The organism is Embleya sp. NPDC005971 (assembly GCF_040629175.1).
GTDB lineage: Bacteria > Actinomycetota > Actinomycetes > Streptomycetales > Streptomycetaceae > Embleya.
On record NZ_JBEXUX010000020.1, the window covers coordinates 22,258 to 37,384 of the forward strand.

Sequence of the window (15,127 nt, forward strand, 5' to 3'; positions counted from 1 at the left end):
CGGATCGGGTGCGTTTGCAACGGAATCCGTACCGGGTCGGTCACTCGAACGGCACACTGGAGCCGTGCCCAAAGCCATGGCGTTCGACCCGTTCCGGCCGCTTCCCGCTCCGTCCGTACCGGCTACCGGCGGCGACGACGGCGACGCGGCGGTGGGCGACGGCGCATACGTGTTCGACGACGAGCGGATCGTGCTCGCGGTCAACGTCGCGCTGGCCACCCGCCGACCGCTCCTGGTGCTCGGCCCGCCGGGATCGGGCAAGTCCACCCTCGCGCCGAACGTCGCCCGGCACCTGGGGCGGGTCTGCCACACCGAGGTGATCACCGCGCGGACCGAACCCGAGGACCTGCTCTGGCGCTTCGACGCGCTGCGCCGGCTCAACGACGCGCAGATCCACAAGGTCGCGCCGACCATCGGCGCCTACTGCGTACAGGGCGTGTTGTGGAAGGCATTCGATCCGTACCGCACCGTGCCCCGGCGCGCGGGGGAGCGGCCCGTCGAACCCGCGTACGGGCGGCACACCGGGCCCGCGCCGCAGTCGGTGGTGCTGATCGACGAGATCGACAAGGCCGATCCGGATCTGCCCAACAGCCTGTTGGTGCCGCTCGACACCCTGCGCTTCACCGGGCCGGACGGCGAACCGGTCCGGGCGCGACCGGGCGCCGAACCGCTCGTCGTGATCACCAGCAACAACGAACGTGAACTGCCCGCGCCGTTCGTCCGCCGCTGCATCCTGCTGTCCCTCGAAGCCCCGGACCGGCCGCACCTGTTGAAGGTCGCGCGCAGCCATTTCGGCGCCGATCACGACGAATCGATGGCCGAGCAGGTGGCGGACCATCTGTTGAAGGTCGCGAACGAGTCCGCGTGGGTGGCCGGTCCGAGTACGGCCGAGTTCCTCGACACCCTGCGGGCCTGCCACGAATTGGGCGTCACCGCGGGCAGCCGCACCTGGGACCTGGTCGTGGAGGTCGCACTGAGCAAGGGCCGAGGGAGCGCGAGGCCGCACGGGTGAGCACGGCACGCGGGCAGGTGCATCTCGGCGACCTGGTCCGGGCGATCGTCGCGCTGGAGGTCACCGACGTCGCGGCGGCGGCGGAGATCGCCCGGATGCTGGGGCCGACCGGTGCGGCGGACCCGCGGGAGGGGACCGACGTGGCGGCACAGCCGGCGGCGGAGGCGGACGACGACGTGCCGGATCCCGCCGACCTGGACGAACCACCCGCGATGGACCCGGGAACCCCGGCGCCGCCCCCGGGTGAGGCGGATGGTGCCTGCTCGGTGCTCACGCTGCGCGGACCGACCCGGGGCGGGGCGGGCGTGGGTGGCGCGGTGGATTCGGACGGCCCGGCCGAGGCGGATGCGGTGGGTGTACGGAGGTTGCTCGATCCAGGTGCGGGCGAGGAGCCGACGCAGCCGCCGTGGGCGGTGCGTTGGGCGCCGGGGGTGATGTTCGCGGTGGCCTCGACCGACGTGCTCGGCCGAGTCCTCGACGAACGCGCGCTGGTTCGTGCGGTGGTCGACGGCGCCCCGGTGCGCAGGTTGCCGTTCCGGCCTCGGCCGACCACTCGACTGGGCCTGCAACTCCTGTTGGACGGCGGCGAATCGATGTTGCCCTTCGGGGCCGACCAGCGTTGGCTGCGGGACCTCGCGGACGCCGTGGTCGGCCGCGGACGGGTCGAGGTGCTGCGTTTTCAGGGCACCCCGTGGCGCGGTGTGCGGGCGATGCGGCGGCACGGACGGGTGGGCTACCGGGCACCGGCGCCGGGCACGCCCGTGGTGGTGGTGTCGGATCTGGGCCTGCGCCGACTGCCGTTCAGCGGTGCCGCCGCGGCCGGCGTCGCCGAATGGCGGGACTGGCTCGACGCGGTGCACCGGGCCGGTTGTCCGGTGGTGTGCCTGACGCCGTACGAGGCGGGGGCACATCCGTGGACGCTGCGGCGGCGGGTGGCCCTGGTGTCGCTGGATCGGCGGACCTCGATTCGCGCGGCGTGGCGGGAGAGCCGACGAGTGCGGGTAGGGGCGATCCGGTGACGGATCCGGACCCGGTCGTCGGCGGGCACGCGGTGGTCGGCGGGCGGGCCGAGCCCGGCGCGGCGGAACTCGACTTCCTGCGCCGGTTGGCGGTGGACGATCCGCTGCTGTACACGCTCGCCCAAGCCCTGTGTCTGGCTCCGCACGCCACGACGGCGTTCGTCCGGCGGGCCCGGCTGGAGTTCGTCCCGGCCAGTGCGGCCGGGCTGGAGGCGGACCTGTGGTTCTCGCCGCTGGTCGAGTCCGCCGACGCGCGGGCGGTCGTGCTCGATCCGTTGTATGCGGCGGGTTTGCGGCACGAGTTGGTTCGGGACCCGGTGCGCCGACGGGCGGTCCACGCTCTGACGGAGGAAATGCAGCGGCACGCGCCCGAGTTGGTGCGGCGCTATACGCGGTTGGCGCTGGCGGACGCCGGTGGGCCGGACGCGGAGGGGGTTGTGGACGCGGAACTGGCCGGGTTCGCGGCGGCCCTGGCGGTCGATGCCGGCGATGACGACGCGGCCGAGGATCTGTCCCGCTGGCTGGTGCACTTCCTGCCCCGGCTGCCCGGAGTGCTCGCGACCGACGCGCTCGCCCGTACGCTGCTGATCTCGGCGGCGACCCGGCTGGCCGTCGACCTGCCGCAGTGGGTGCTCGACCGGCACGGCCCGGCCGGCGTCGCGGCGGCTCGGGCGGCGGTGCGCGGCCATACGGAGCTGGGCGTATGGCTCGACGACAACGGGCTGACCCTCAGCCGCCCACCGGCGCCGGGCGCGCGGGTGCTCGAAGTGCCGGGTGGGGATCGGGTGTGGGTGGAGTTGGCCGGGGCGGGGGCAGCCGGTGCGGGTGGGTACGCGGTGGAGGTGGGTGCGGCCGAGACGGTGCGGGTGGCGGTCGCGGTGTTCGCCGAGTTGGTCGACGAGGCGTACTCCACTCGGCCGCAGCCCGGGTCTGTTGCGCAACTACGCAGCGTCGAGGTGGTGTTCGGCGGCTCGGCAGCGCTCGCGGACGGCGGTCTGCGGGCGGTGCTGCGGCGCGTCGGAAACGACACGGACCTGCTGATCTTCGGCAATGCGACGCCGGTCACCGTGGGGTTGATCGGCACCCCGGAACTGCTGCGGGTCGACCACGCGACCGGCACGGTACTCCTGAGCTCCCACGGGGATTTGGTGGTGGTCGGCTATAGCGGAGCCGAGGTCTCGAGGGTGTCCGGCCTGGGAAGAATTCACGACGCGGTGGTGGTCCCACCGCGGAGGACGGGCCGTCGGCCGGAGGTGATCCTGGCCAACGAACGCGGGATCTGGGCCGTTCGTCCGGATGCCCCGTCCGAACCACCGAGGATCCTGTCCCGATCGACCGGGCCGAACCCTCGGCTCTGGGCACCGGCGCAGTCGTCGCAAGTCGTGGTCGCGTTCGCCGACGGGCACCTGGAGTTCGTCCACGTCGACGGCGGTTCGCCCATGCACGACTCGGGAACCGAACAGCGCCCCATCACGGCCCTGTCCGGAGGGGTGGCCGGCTACCCCCTCGTGTTCGCCAGGCCGGGGCCGGAGTTGGTCGTGAGCCTGACGTCCGCATCCAGCTACGCCATTCGGGGACCCGAGCTGTCTCGGGAGATTCGTTCACTCGCGGCACATCCCGACGGACGCTCGGGTTTGGCCGTGGACGTGTCCGGGCGGCTGCTCAAGTGGAGCAGTGAGCCGGCCCCCGATCGTCTACAGGAGCGGCGACTGCCGTTCTCGGCAGTACATGTCTCCGCGCCGAGCCCCTTCGCATTCGGCATCATCGGGCGGGGTGGCCCGGTCGAGCTGAGGGCCCAGGACGGCCGCACCTTCCTGCTGACGCCTCGTCGAACGGTCGACGCGAAGAGGGACTGGCTGCGGGACACCCTGGTGGGCACGATGCCCATGGACCTGACGCAGGACGACCTGGAGACGGCTCGGCGGTTCGGGATCGGCTGTGTGTGCCTGCCCTTCGCTCCCGACGGTGTGGTCGGTTCGACGGCACCCGCCTTGTTTCGGGCTGCCCGGGCGGCCGGGATCAGAGTCCTGGCCGATGTGGTCGTCGGCCCCGATGAGGTCGATACTCCCCGATTGTTGCGGTACTGCGCGGAGTTGCTCGCGGCCGGAGCCGCAGGGGCGCGGGTGTTGGTGCCGGAGCGTGGGCCTGCGGGAAGCGCCGCCGGGTCGATTCCGGTGCCCTCGGCGGGGTTTCTCGGCGGGTTGCGGACGCTGGTCGACGACCACCCGGGACAGGTCCTCGTGCTCGACCACGGTGCGTGGAGCGGGAGCGACCGGGGAATCGCCGAGGGCGTGTGTGACCTGGTGCTCGCGGGCGAGACGCGCCCGTGGCGATGGGCGGGCAGGTCGGGTGGGGCGGTGGAACCGAACCAGGCCCGGAACTGGCGCGTTTCGCTCGCCGGGTCCGTCGACGGCGACCCGGCGTCCGCCATGGCGATCGCCTCGGCCACGCTGGCACTACCGGGACTTCGAGCCGTGGCCGAGGTGCCGTCCGGACTCCCGCCGGATCGCCTTGCGGCGTTGTTGCGGGCTCGCCGGGGAGAGCGCGCGCTCACCCGTGGCAGCGCGATCCGATTGCCGTCGATCCATGCGGACGTGGTCGCGCTTCTGCGCCGGTACAAGGAGGAGTACGTGCTCTGCGCCGCCAACCTCGGGCCGGACGGGCGAGTGATCGCGCTGACCACGCCCTCGGTACCGGCGGGCCGGTTGGTGGATCTGCTGGATGTCGCCGCGCCGCACCAGGAGCGGACCCGCAGCGGCGGCCCCACGTTGCTCACCCTCGCCCCCTACGAATACCGGTGGTTCCGCGTGCTGACCACCGACGAGCTCTACGCGAGCCGCCCGTGACGATCCATCACCTGCCCGACCCGCGCGGCGCCGTGCCGGTGTCGGCGCCGCGCCCGCGGATCTTCATCAGCCACAGCACCCGGGCCAAGCCCGGACAGGTGTGCTGCCGGTGCCTGGACGCACGCGACGTCCTGGTCGAACAGTTGCGGGCGGCCGGCTTCGAGGCGGTGTACGACAAGGACTTCCTGCGCAGCGGTGACGCGTGGCAGCAGGAGATCGCGGTGGAACTGCACGGCAGCCAGGCCACCGTGCTGCTGCTCTCCCGGCACGCGCTGGATTCGGCGAACGTCGGCTACGAGGCGAGCATCGCGGACGGCAGGCGGCGGGCGGACACCCGGTATCGCTTCATCACGGTGAAGTTGCCGGACGTACGGCGCGCGGATCTGGAGGCGAGTGCGCTCCGGGCGATCCACCTCGGTGAGGCGGACATGTGCGACTGGGCCGACGACGAGATCGCCGGCGGCCGGCTACCGGTCAAGCTGCATGCGGATCTGGCGCAGGTCCGGCTGTGGCACCTGGACCGTTCCTCGCCCACCCGGCACGCGGTGACGTACGCGCTGGGTGAGGCGTACGAGGACCGGTTACGGGCTGCGGCGGATCTGCTCGGGGTGCGCGAGCGGCTCGATCGCGAAGTGTTGCGGGAACGGTTGAGCGAGGCGCTGCTGACCGAGCGCGCCGCGGCTCCTCGGCGCGAACCCGACCCGCTGGTACGGGCGTTGGGCGAGGTGTTGCCGGTGTTGCGGCCGGATCCGGCGGGCACGGTGGCCGACCTCAGCGTCGTGTACGCGCGGGTGCCCACGATCGCCGCCGCGCAGTTGGGCGAGTTGCGCACCCGCGCGGGCGGGCGGGTCGCCGTGCTCGCGGCGACTCGGGGCGGGACCCTGCGGGCCTACCTGCTCCGGGCGAGCGGACACCCGCGTCCGTGGCCGCACCTGGAGGTCACGATGCCGGCCGGAGCCGGGGTGACGGTGGGGTTGATCGCCGCGATCCGGGACCGGGTGGCCGGCTATCTGGACTACGACGGCTATCACGACCCGGAGTTGGAGGGCGAGGACGGTTTTCGGGACGTGATCGAGGCGCACGCGCAGGAAACCGGGCCGATCGTGGTGGTCATCCGACATCTGCCGGATGCCACGTTGATCCGCGAACTGCGGTCGGCCTTCCCACTGTTGTTGCTGCTGTTCGTCACCGACCGGGCGGGCGTGTGCGGTTCGATCGAGGTCACCGAACTGACACCGTTGACGCCGTCCGGTGAAGGAGAGTTGAAACGTACACACGGCCGGGCGATGCGCCTGGCCGGACACCCGGAACGATCGAACCCGCCCTGGAGGCCCGCGTGACCGTCGGTACGGATCCGGTGTTGGCCCAGACCTGGCGAGCCCAGCGCCGCTGGTCGCTCGCGGCCTCCGCGGCCAAGGCGTCGGTGCAGCGCTGGCGGCTGGTGCGACTCGTGCTCGGGGTGAGCGGCGCGATACTGGCCACGGCCGGCACGCAGGTGCACGGCGATCCGGGCAAGGTGTTGTCCCTGATCGGCGCGCTGGGTGTGGGATTGGTCCCGCTGGTGACGTCGCTGCGGCTGCAGCCGGCCCGGATCGAGGCGTGGACGCGGTTGCGGTCGGTCGCCGAGGGCCTCAAGAGCGAGGTCTACCTCTACCTGACGTCGAGTGATCCGTACGGCGGCGGCGAGGCCCAGCGCCGGGCGGCCTTGTCCGCGCGTCGCGCCTCCTTCGAGGACGAGGCGAGCGAACTGCTGGCCGAACTGCCGCAGTTGGACCCGGCGATGGATCCGACGCCGCCGACCGTGTGCGATGTGGACGGCTATGTGCGCGAGCGGGTCGACGGCCAGGCGGACGGCTACTACCGCGACCGGGTGGTGCGGATGCGGCGTGGCCTGGTCCGGATTCAGTTCGCCGAGTTCGTGTTGGCGCTGACCGGTATGGCGTTGGCGGTGGTGGCGGGCACGGCGGGCGGCGACCGGCTCGGGGCCTGGGTGCCGGTGGTCACCACGGTCTCGGCTTCGGTGATGCTCTACGGGTACGGCGTGCGGTACCAGGAGAATCTGATCTCGTTCGCCCGCACGGCCGAGCAGTTGCGCCGGCTGCGCGACGATCGCACGGCGCGGATGCCGCTGGATCCGGCCGAGGAGGCGCGTTTCGTCGAGCGATGCGAGAACGTCATCTCGATCGAGACCCAGGGGTGGATGGCCCGGGCCGCGCACGCGGATCCGGGACCGCCGCAGTGAGCTCGCCACCGGGACCGGGGGCGACGCGCGTCGGATGGTGAGCGGCGGCCGGCGCCCGGGATGAGGCGGAACCGGGCGCGCGGGTACGGCCGTTGAGACCCTAGCGAGTGCGCAGGTGCACGGTCGCCGGGTGTTGCGCGTCCTCCGCGTAGCCGTGTGCGGGTTCGTCCGGGGGCGCGTCCGGTGCGGTGTAGGGGCCGGAGCGCAGGCCCCAGTCGTAGTAGCCGCGGATCCAGTTGCGCATGCCCTCGACGCTCATCTCCACGGCCGTGCGTTCGGTCGTGCCCAGGCCGAGTTCGCCGCAGATCTGGGGCATGTACGCCTGGAGGGTCATGAAGGTGTCGAGTTGTTCGTACGTCATCCTGGTCGCCTCGCGCAGCGCGGTGTCGTACGAGCAGTCGAGGCGAGCGCGCAGGACCACGACCAGGTTGTGCGAGGCGACCCGGCGGCCCTGACGGCCCGGCGACTGGATGTCGTTGATGTACGCGATGGTGTCGGTGGCGGCCTCGCGCAGTCGGCGCATCAGCGGGTGCGCCTGGATCTGGGCGGGCACTTCGAATCTGCGGCTGCGTTCGATCGCGTCGAGGGAGTGCGGGATGCCGGCGGTGTTGCGGCGCATCACGCGGTAGCTGTCCAACGCGGGGACGGTGGGCGAGGCGCTCAGCCGCAGTTCGGAGGCGTGCGAGGCGAGGAACCGGGCCCAGTTGGCCGCGAAGCGGTTCTGCCAGGTCACCGAGGTGCCGTCGGACATCGAGGCCCAGACCTCGGACCAGGCCAGGGTGATCGGGGAGACCAGATCGGGCGGGGTGCCGGGTTCGCGGAACGGGATGGTGATCAGTTCGCGGGCGATCTCCGCCACCCGGTCCGGGCGTTCGGGGGCCGCGTCCGGATCGTCGTCGCCGTCGTCGTCGCAGTCGTCGTCGATGAGGAAGGCCAGCGAGAACCAGTTCATCAGCATGTACTGGTCGTCGGCCGACGCGTGCGGGTAGGTGCGGCCGACCGCCTCCGGCAGGTCCCAGGAGGTGTATTGGCGCAGACCCGCGTCGGTGCGGATCAGGCCGCGCGCGCGGACCCAGTCGAGATGGCGGCTCCGGGCCTGGTCCAGGTACGGACTGATCGGGGCCTCGAACGGTATCGAGAACAGCACATCCTGCGGCACCTGGTCTCCCACCCGTTGCGTGATCATTGTTATGCCGCATCGGCGTCGCCGGCGCAAGATCCTTTGCAGGTGCGGAGAGTGACGTCGACGGGCGCTTCGACACGTACGGTGATGCATTTTCTACGGCCACGTGCGGTGAATCGTGTGCGGCCACGTGCGGTGAATCGTGTGCGGGTGCGTGCTGGTGGTGCGTGTGGTGTTGTGCGTACGCGGTGCCGAGTATCGGTGTTGCGTATGCCGTGCCGTGTATCGGTGCTGTGTCTGCGGTGTTGCTTGTGGGGCCGAGCGTGTGGTGCCCGAGCGTGTGGTGCCGAGCGGTGGGGCTGCGTGTGCGTGTGCGGGCCGTGTGGCGCTGTGCGCACGGGACTTGCGGTCCGGCCCGAGTCAGGCCGCGAGGTGAGCGGTGCTCTTGGTGGAGAGCAGTGCTTTCAGGTCGTGCACGGCGGCACGGCCGGCCCGGTTGGCACCGATCGTGCTCGCCGAAGGACCGTACCCCACAAGGTGGATGCGCGGGTCACGCGCGGTATGTGTACCCTCCATGCGAATGCCGCCGCCGGGCTCGCGCAGGTCCAGCGGCGCCAAGTGCCTGAGCGCCGCCCGGAATCCGGTCGCCCACAGGATGGCGTCGGCGTGTACCGAGGAACCGTCGGCCCACGCGACACCGGCAGCGGTGATGCGATCGAAGATCGGCAGTCGCGTCAGCACGCCGTGCTCGCGCGCGGCGCGCACCGCGGCCGTCGGCGGCAACCCGGTTACCGCCACCACGCTCTCCGGCGGCAGCCCCGCCCGAACCCGCTCCTCCACCCGGGCGACCGCGGAGCGCCCGACCTCGGCGCTGAACTCGCCGTCCCGGAACACCGGCGGCCGGCGGGTGACCCACGTGGTCGTGCCGACCTCGGCGATCTCGGCGAGCGCGTGGATGGCGGACGTACCTCCGCCCACCACGACCACGTGTTGCCCAGCGAACTCGGCCGGTCCGCGATAGTCCGCGGTGTGCAACTGCCGGCCGCGGAACTCGGCGGCGCCGGGGTAGAAGGGGACGAACGGGTGGCGCCATGTCCCGGTCGCGTTGATCAGCGCGCGGGCGGTCCAGGTGCCCCGGTCGGTCTCGACGAGCAGAAGGTCGGCGCCGGCTCGGTCGGCGGGGGAGGCCGCCTCCGGCGACGCGCCTCCGGGCGACGCGCCGTTGGTCGACCCGCCCCGCGTCGAGCGCACGGCCGTCACCGTGACCGGCCGCACGATGTCCAGGTCGAAGGCGCGCTCGTAGGTCGCGAAGTACTCCGGCAGCGCCTCGAACGCGGGCCGCGCCGGATCGATCTCCGGGACCGGCAGGCCCGGCAGCTCGTGGATCCCGTGCACGGCCTCCATCAACAACGTGGGCCACCGGTGCCGCCAGGCCCCGCCCGGCCCGTCGTCGGCGTCCAGTACGACGAAGGACAGGCCGGAGCGGCGCAGATGGTAGGCCGCGGACAGGCCCGCCTGGCCGGCGCCGATCACCACGACGTCCAGGACGCCCGGGTGCCTCGGCGCGTCGGTGGGCCGCCGCGCGGCGGAGGTGGAGGTCGCCGTCGTACTCGCCGTTTCCGTCACACGAGCCAGAACAGGTGGGCCCGGGAGATGCTTCCCGGTCAGCCCGTGGCGTCGACCACGGTCGTGATCCCGATGAGCTGACCGGCCACGGTGACCAGACCGAGCCACTGCCGCACGCCGCGCAGCCCGGCCTTCTCGGACAGCGCCATGGACACCGTGGCCAGGAAGAGCGCGAGCAGGCTCGTGCCGAACGCCACCAGCGACGCGTCCGCCGGGCCGACCGCCGGTTCCCGACAGCCCCACCGCTCCAGGCATTCGCCGGTGGCATTCCAATAGCCGGCGAGCACGAGCGTGGAGTCCACCAGGATCAATACGACCGTGCCGACGAACAGCACCCAGCCCCACATGAGCGCCCGAAGCCCGGGTCCGGCCGCCTCGTCGTGCCCGCTCACCCGCGCAAGCCCCTTCCACCGACCCCGCTCCGGATCCACTCGTGCCCGACGCGCATACCCGGACGTGTGCCTCAGGAATCCGACCCGAGCAGCCTGCCGAGTTGCTCCTGGCAACGATCGAGTCGGGCCTGGAGCAGCGTGACCTCGGCGACCAGTTGCGGCACCAGCTCGTACTCGCCGCGTACATAGGGACTCGCGTCGGCGCCGACCGGCACCCCGGCCAGGCGCGCGTACGACTCGAACGACAGCCCCACCCGCCCGGCCGCACACCCGGTACAACTGCCGACCAGGCCGCGCCGGCCCACGACCCCCGTACCCGCGTCGACCAGCAGCTCGGCCGGATTGCCACAGCCGCAGGCCCCCACCCGCACCGAGGTGACCCGCTGCCTGCTGTACCGGAAGCCGCGTTCGAAGCGGATGTAGTTGCCCAGTACGTCCACCCGCAGCAGCGCCGCGTGCCGATACTCGGTGACGCACATCAGCCCGCGCGCGTCGCTCTCGGCCGTCAGGCAATAGAACCCGCAGTCGCAGCGGGCCGCGGGCGGCCGATGCCGGCGCCCGTACGCACAGCGCGCCTCGGCCTCGACCTCGTACGCCTGGCCACGCCCGATCGACACCCCGGTGAAGCCCGCCCGATCACCGTCCACCGACAACAACAGCGCCGCGACCTTGAACCCCACGGGCGCGACGTCCGGCCGCTCCTCGGGCAGCCGCCGCCGGCCGATCATCGCCCGGCGACCCCCGACGGCACCTCCGCCACACTCGGCCCCGAGGCCCGCGCGTCACCCCCGCGACCCTGCGTGCCCTCGGGCACCGCGGCGTCCCGCTCCCGCTCCTCCTCGACCCGCGTCGCCCGCTCCACCACCACACCCGTTGCCACCGGCCTGCCGAGCTGCATGGGAAACCCCTCCCGAATCGACTCCTCCCAGGATGTTCACCAGCCACACCCCCACCCACACCCGTCGACCGATCCCGACAAATCACCCGGGAAAGCCGGCCAAACCAACCACCGGGTAACCGTGTCGCAAAGCCCGCCCGAACCTTGCTATCCTTGCCGTGCACGCAGGGCCCCGCCCCTGCGTCCACTCGTCCGGGTGGCGGAATTGGCAGACGCGCTAGCTTGAGGTGCTAGTGCCCGAAAGGGCTTGGGGGTTCAAGTCCCCCCTCGGACACCAGCGAGAACCCCTGTCCATGGGGTTCTTTTGCTTTTCCGGGCCCATTGCTGCTCGGCGGCTCGCGCGCTCGCGCACCGAAAGTCTTTGACGCCCAGGGTAATCGGGCAATTGCTGCACGTGTACGGGTGGGGCGGGGTGCCGGGCGGGGACGGGGGTGCGCGGTGTGGGAGCATCGGGGCCGCTGGGCTGGTGCTGCGACGACGGGGAATCGGGAACATGCTTATTTGGGGCTTCAAGTCCATATTCAAGACGCTTTCCGAGGGCGTCTTTCATTGCCCGCGCTGTGGGGGTGATCGGCAGTATCACCTGAAGTTGGCCCGGCGCTGGTTCACGTTGTTCTTCATTCCGATCTTTCCGTTCAAGCAGCAGGGCACGCACGTCGAGTGCACGACCTGTGGTGGGACGTTCCACGACACGGTGCTGCAGGGTGCGACGAGCGCGCAGATCTCCGAGTTGTTGGGGCAGGGGATGCGGGCGCTCGCGGTGAGCATGCTGCGGGTGTCGGGTGCGCCGTCCACGGCGGCTCGCACGGTGGCCACCGCCGCGGTCGTCGAGGCCGGGGTGGCGTGGTACACGGTGGCGCAGTTGGACGCCGATCTCGCGGGCGCCGGCTTCGAGTTGCCTCCCGTGCTGGTGCCGCTCGGCGACCAACTCCAGCCGCAGGGACGCGAATGGCTGCTCACCCGGGCAACCCTGATCGCCGCGGCCGACGGCGGCGTCGGCTCCGCCGAGCGAGCACTGCTCGACCAGGTCGGCGGCCTGCTGCAGATGACCCCGGCCCACGTCACGGGAGTCGTCGAGACGGCCCAACGCACCGCACCGCACAACTGACCAACCCTCCCGAGATCCCGCCTTCCCGAAAGGGTCGGCGGGATCTCGTGTTTCGTCGGCGCGGCGGCGGCACCGGTTTCGATCGTCGACCGGGTGCCATTGCCGGCCGGCGGGTTCGGGTGGAACCGGGGGTCTTTGCCCGCGAGTTGGGGGTGCGGCGGGGGGTGGTTGTCGAATGGGCGTTCAATTTTGGGTCGGTGGGGGGCAAGGGCGGGGAATGTAGCGGTTGTTCGTCTTCGGGTGAGGGTTCGGCGGCTCCGGGTGGGTATCGAAGGAGCAGATAGTGCGCGTCGCGCGCACCACGGCGACTGCGCCGGATACCGGGACGACCAGGAGGACGTGGCCATGACGCGGATCAGGATCGTCAAACGCCCCGTTTCCCCGCGGCCGCAGCCGCCGGCGGATTTGCGCACCCCGTCGGGGCGTCAGCTGCCCTATTGACGTCGGCGGGTGCTTCCATGTCGCCGTCGACGTCGGCGGACGCTTGCTGCTGCGTGGCATTTCATACGCCGTGCGTACGCGGGTGCATGCGATCAGCGATGTGCAGATCGAGTACTCGCTGATCTCGTGCGGGATCGAGGGCGACATCCCGGCCGCGTGCCGCGTGCCGCGAGCCGGGCATCGGGATCACCGCGTGCGGCGTGCTCTCGCGTGGCCTGATCGGTGCGCACTGGTCCCGCGAGCGGGCGGTCGCGCCGGGTGACGTCCGGGCGATCAGCCCGCGCTCCCCCGAGAGCGGGCGCCGACTGCTCCTGGCCGGCCTGACGAACCCCGGCACACGGGGCCTGATCGCCCGGGGCGTCCCGATGCGTCGTCCGCCCGGGGGCGCCCTCGCGGGCGGCGTTGATCGAATGGGCATCGGACGTTGATTGACGCGCGTAACACTTGCGCGTCCAGGCGGCCTCGGCCGCCCTCTCCCGCCGGCCGGATGCCTGTGCCGGCACCGTCCGCAAAAGGAACCGCCCCATGTCCGCCGTGCCCCATGCCGCCTTCTCCCCGCTCCTGCGCTTCACCGGGATTCGGCTCGTGCACACCGCACTGCGCCGCGATCTCGCGCCGATGCCGGGGCGGATTCGTGCCGTACCCACCGCCGAGGGCCCGCTCGTTGCCGATCTGTCCGCCCAATGGCGGCTGCTCGCTCGGATCCTGATGGCCCATCACGAGTACGAGGACGCCTGTCTGTGGCCGGTGTTGCGGGCGGCCCGGCCGGAACTGCGGTTGTTGCTCCATCGCCTGGAGGCCGACCATCACCGGATCGACCACGACCTGACCGTGGTCACCGCGATGATCGGCAGCCTGGACCGGGATCCGGAACGCTCGTGGATGGTGGCCGCCGCCGTCGAGGCGGTGCTGGAGACGGTCGACGCGCATCTGCGGGTGGAGGAGGTGCAGGTGTTGCCCGAACTGGCCGCGGTGGTCGCGGCGGGCGAGCACATCGGCACCCTCGGCGCCTCGCTCGCGGCGATCGACGCCGCCGACGTGTTCGACGCCCCGATGCCGGGCCACCGGGCGCCCACCGACGCGATCACCTGGCTCCTGGACGGGATCACCGGTGTCTCGGGCGGTTGCGCCGAACCGATCCCGGGCCGCTTCCCGGGGCCCCGCACGGCCTGAACCACCTGCGGTACGTCCGCCCCCGATCCCGCCCGGTCCCGGGCCATCGCGGCCGGCGTACGCCTTGACCTGCTCTATGCCGGGTGCCGAGCGGAGGATCCGATTCCTCTCTACTCTTGACCTGATGACGAATCACCCCCCAAATGGCCCATGATGGTGGTCACCCGTGGCGTTTGATGGGGTGTGTGCCGGTCGTCCACGGCACGCGTGGCATGCTGTGCCGTCAATGCTCTGCCGGATGGGGGAACGGCGGCCGTCCCGGGGGGATATCGGATGAAAATGGCCTTGGCGTTCCTTGTCGAGGAGCACTACCGCCTCGACGGCATGCCGCTCGACGTGGTCCGCCAACTCGACGCCTGGGGACATCACGTCGACGTCGTGCGTCCCGGCAGCTCGTTGATCGAGCTGTCCGACCTGATTCGTGCCGGTTCGCACGACGCTTGGGTGCTCAAGACGGTCTCCGGCGGTCCGGGGTTGAGCATGTTGGACGCCGCGGCGGCGCTCGGGCTCACCACGATCAACGACGCGCGGGCGATCCGTTCGGTGCGGGACAAGGCGGTGGCCGCGGTGATCGCGCGGGCGCACGGGTTGCCGATGCCGGTCACCTGGTTCGCCGCGGTGCCCGAGTTGCTCGCTTCGATCCCGGCCGATGCCTATCCGTTGGTGGTCAAGCCGGCCGGCGGTAGTTCGGGACGGGCGGTGCACCTGGTGTCCACGTCGGAGGACCTGGTTCGGCTTGGCGGCGAACTCGCGGGCGAGGGACCGTTGTTGGCCCAGGTATACGTCCCGAATTCCGGAAAGGACATCAAGGTCTACGCGATTTCCGGCGAATTCCACGCGACGGTGCGGCGCTCGCCGCTGCATCCCGGGCACGCGGTCCGAGAGACCCGGGTGCCGTTGTCGAGTGCGGTCGCCGCGCTCATGCACCGGATCGGCGAAGCCTTCGGGCTCGATCTGTTCGGCGTGGACGTCATCGAGGGCCCGGACGGCCCGATGGTCGTGGACATCAACGATTTTCCGAGCTTCCGCTGTGTGCCGGACGGTGTGGCGAGGGTGGCCCGTGCGGTGCTCGATCTCGCGGCCGGAGGCCGGGGAGTCGGTACCGGCGCGGCGGTCGCCGCGAGCCTGGCCGCGGTCCCGAGCGTCGCCGCCCGCACGTCGTTGCGCTCCCGGGCCGTGGTCACGCCCACGCGAGCCGGTACGAATGCCACCGTCGACGCCGCGCCGCCCGCGTACGTCGGCTGACG

14 protein-coding genes and 1 tRNA gene are annotated in these 15,127 nt (G+C 71.6%); 10 read left to right on the forward strand and 5 right to left on the reverse strand.

Annotated features, from left to right (window positions below; genetic code table 11):
* Positions 1-64 precede the first annotated feature (64 nt).
* The 5 genes from ABZ374_RS19340 to ABZ374_RS19360 are packed head-to-tail and all read left to right on the forward strand — an operon-like array spanning position 65 to position 7,119.
* A complete protein-coding gene (locus tag ABZ374_RS19340) occupies positions 65-1,012 on the forward strand; it encodes a MoxR family ATPase (protein ID WP_360312522.1) in 948 nt (315 codons plus the stop codon).
* Positions 1,009-2,031 carry a hypothetical protein gene (locus ABZ374_RS19345; protein WP_360312524.1) on the forward strand — a complete coding sequence of 341 codons (1,023 nt, stop codon included), beginning with the start codon at positions 1,009-1,011 and terminating at the stop codon, positions 2,029-2,031. Before ABZ374_RS19340 ends, ABZ374_RS19345 begins: the two co-directional genes overlap by 4 nt.
* A complete protein-coding gene (locus tag ABZ374_RS19350; protein ID WP_360312526.1) occupies positions 2,028-4,877 on the forward strand; it encodes an alpha-glucosidase C-terminal domain-containing protein in 2,850 nt (949 codons plus the stop codon). The genes ABZ374_RS19345 and ABZ374_RS19350 overlap by 4 nt, the downstream gene beginning before the upstream one ends.
* Positions 4,874-6,217, forward strand: a complete 1,344-nt coding sequence (locus tag ABZ374_RS19355; protein ID WP_360312528.1) for a toll/interleukin-1 receptor domain-containing protein — start codon at positions 4,874-4,876, stop codon at positions 6,215-6,217. Before ABZ374_RS19350 ends, ABZ374_RS19355 begins: the two co-directional genes overlap by 4 nt.
* Positions 6,214-7,119 (forward strand): DUF4231 domain-containing protein, encoded by a 906-nt coding sequence (locus tag ABZ374_RS19360; protein WP_360312530.1) that lies wholly within the window; start codon positions 6,214-6,216, stop codon positions 7,117-7,119. Before ABZ374_RS19355 ends, ABZ374_RS19360 begins: the two co-directional genes overlap by 4 nt.
* A 100-nt stretch (positions 7,120-7,219) precedes the next feature.
* Here the strand turns inward: ABZ374_RS19360 and ABZ374_RS19365 are convergent, their stop codons facing one another.
* The 5 genes from ABZ374_RS19365 to ABZ374_RS19385 all read right to left on the reverse strand — a co-directional run bounded on the left by ABZ374_RS19365 (position 7,220) and on the right by ABZ374_RS19385 (position 11,158).
* Positions 7,220-8,278: a terpene cyclase gene (locus tag ABZ374_RS19365; protein WP_360312532.1), complete on the reverse strand. Its 1,059-nt coding sequence runs from the start codon at positions 8,276-8,278 to the stop codon at positions 7,220-7,222.
* Between the two features lie 384 nt (positions 8,279-8,662).
* Positions 8,663-9,787 (reverse strand): FAD-dependent oxidoreductase, encoded by a 1,125-nt coding sequence (locus ABZ374_RS19370; protein WP_360312732.1) that lies wholly within the window; start codon positions 9,785-9,787, stop codon positions 8,663-8,665.
* Positions 9,788-9,906: 119 nt separating this feature from the next.
* The gene (locus ABZ374_RS19375) at positions 9,907-10,260 is read right to left on the reverse strand and encodes a hypothetical protein (RefSeq protein WP_360312534.1); all 354 of its coding nucleotides are present in this window, start codon (positions 10,258-10,260) and stop codon (positions 9,907-9,909) included.
* Positions 10,261-10,331: 71 nt separating this feature from the next.
* A complete protein-coding gene (locus ABZ374_RS19380; RefSeq protein ID WP_360312536.1) occupies positions 10,332-10,988 on the reverse strand; it encodes a hypothetical protein in 657 nt (218 codons plus the stop codon).
* On the reverse strand, positions 10,985-11,158 hold the full coding sequence (locus tag ABZ374_RS19385) for a hypothetical protein (RefSeq protein ID WP_360312538.1): 174 nt from the start codon (positions 11,156-11,158) through the stop codon (positions 10,985-10,987). The genes ABZ374_RS19380 and ABZ374_RS19385 overlap by 4 nt, the downstream gene beginning before the upstream one ends.
* Positions 11,159-11,348: 190 nt before the next feature.
* Between ABZ374_RS19385 and ABZ374_RS19390 the strand changes: the two genes are divergently transcribed.
* The 5 genes from ABZ374_RS19390 to ABZ374_RS19410 all read left to right on the forward strand — a co-directional run bounded on the left by ABZ374_RS19390 (position 11,349) and on the right by ABZ374_RS19410 (position 15,125).
* Positions 11,349-11,435, forward strand: a tRNA-Leu gene (locus ABZ374_RS19390).
* Between the two features lie 216 nt (positions 11,436-11,651).
* The gene (locus tag ABZ374_RS19395; RefSeq protein ID WP_360312540.1) at positions 11,652-12,266 is read left to right on the forward strand and encodes a zinc ribbon domain-containing protein; all 615 of its coding nucleotides are present in this window, start codon (positions 11,652-11,654) and stop codon (positions 12,264-12,266) included.
* A gap of 641 nt (positions 12,267-12,907) precedes the next feature.
* Positions 12,908-13,135, forward strand: coding sequence for a hypothetical protein (locus ABZ374_RS19400; protein WP_360312542.1), 228 nt, complete (start codon positions 12,908-12,910; stop codon positions 13,133-13,135).
* Positions 13,136-13,232: 97 nt separating this feature from the next.
* Entirely contained in the window at positions 13,233-13,880 is a 648-nt protein-coding gene (locus ABZ374_RS19405; RefSeq protein WP_360312544.1) for a hemerythrin domain-containing protein, read from the forward strand.
* A gap of 279 nt (positions 13,881-14,159) precedes the next feature.
* Positions 14,160-15,125, forward strand: a complete 966-nt coding sequence (locus ABZ374_RS19410; RefSeq protein ID WP_360312734.1) for a hypothetical protein — start codon at positions 14,160-14,162, stop codon at positions 15,123-15,125.
* Positions 15,126-15,127 lie beyond the last annotated feature (2 nt).

Coding starts and splice junctions, on each gene's coding strand:
- ABZ374_RS19405 (WP_360312544.1), top strand. CDS start 13,233: ATGTCCGCCGTGCCCCATGCCGCCTTCTCCCCGCTCCTGCGCTTCACC.
- ABZ374_RS19410 (WP_360312734.1), top strand. CDS start 14,160: ATGGCCTTGGCGTTCCTTGTCGAGGAGCACTACCGCCTCGACGGCATG.
- ABZ374_RS19380 (WP_360312536.1), bottom strand. CDS start 10,988: ATGATCGGCCGGCGGCGGCTGCCCGAGGAGCGGCCGGACGTCGCGCCC.
- ABZ374_RS19385 (WP_360312538.1), bottom strand. CDS start 11,158: ATGCAGCTCGGCAGGCCGGTGGCAACGGGTGTGGTGGTGGAGCGGGCG.
- ABZ374_RS19395 (WP_360312540.1), top strand. CDS start 11,652: ATGCTTATTTGGGGCTTCAAGTCCATATTCAAGACGCTTTCCGAGGGC.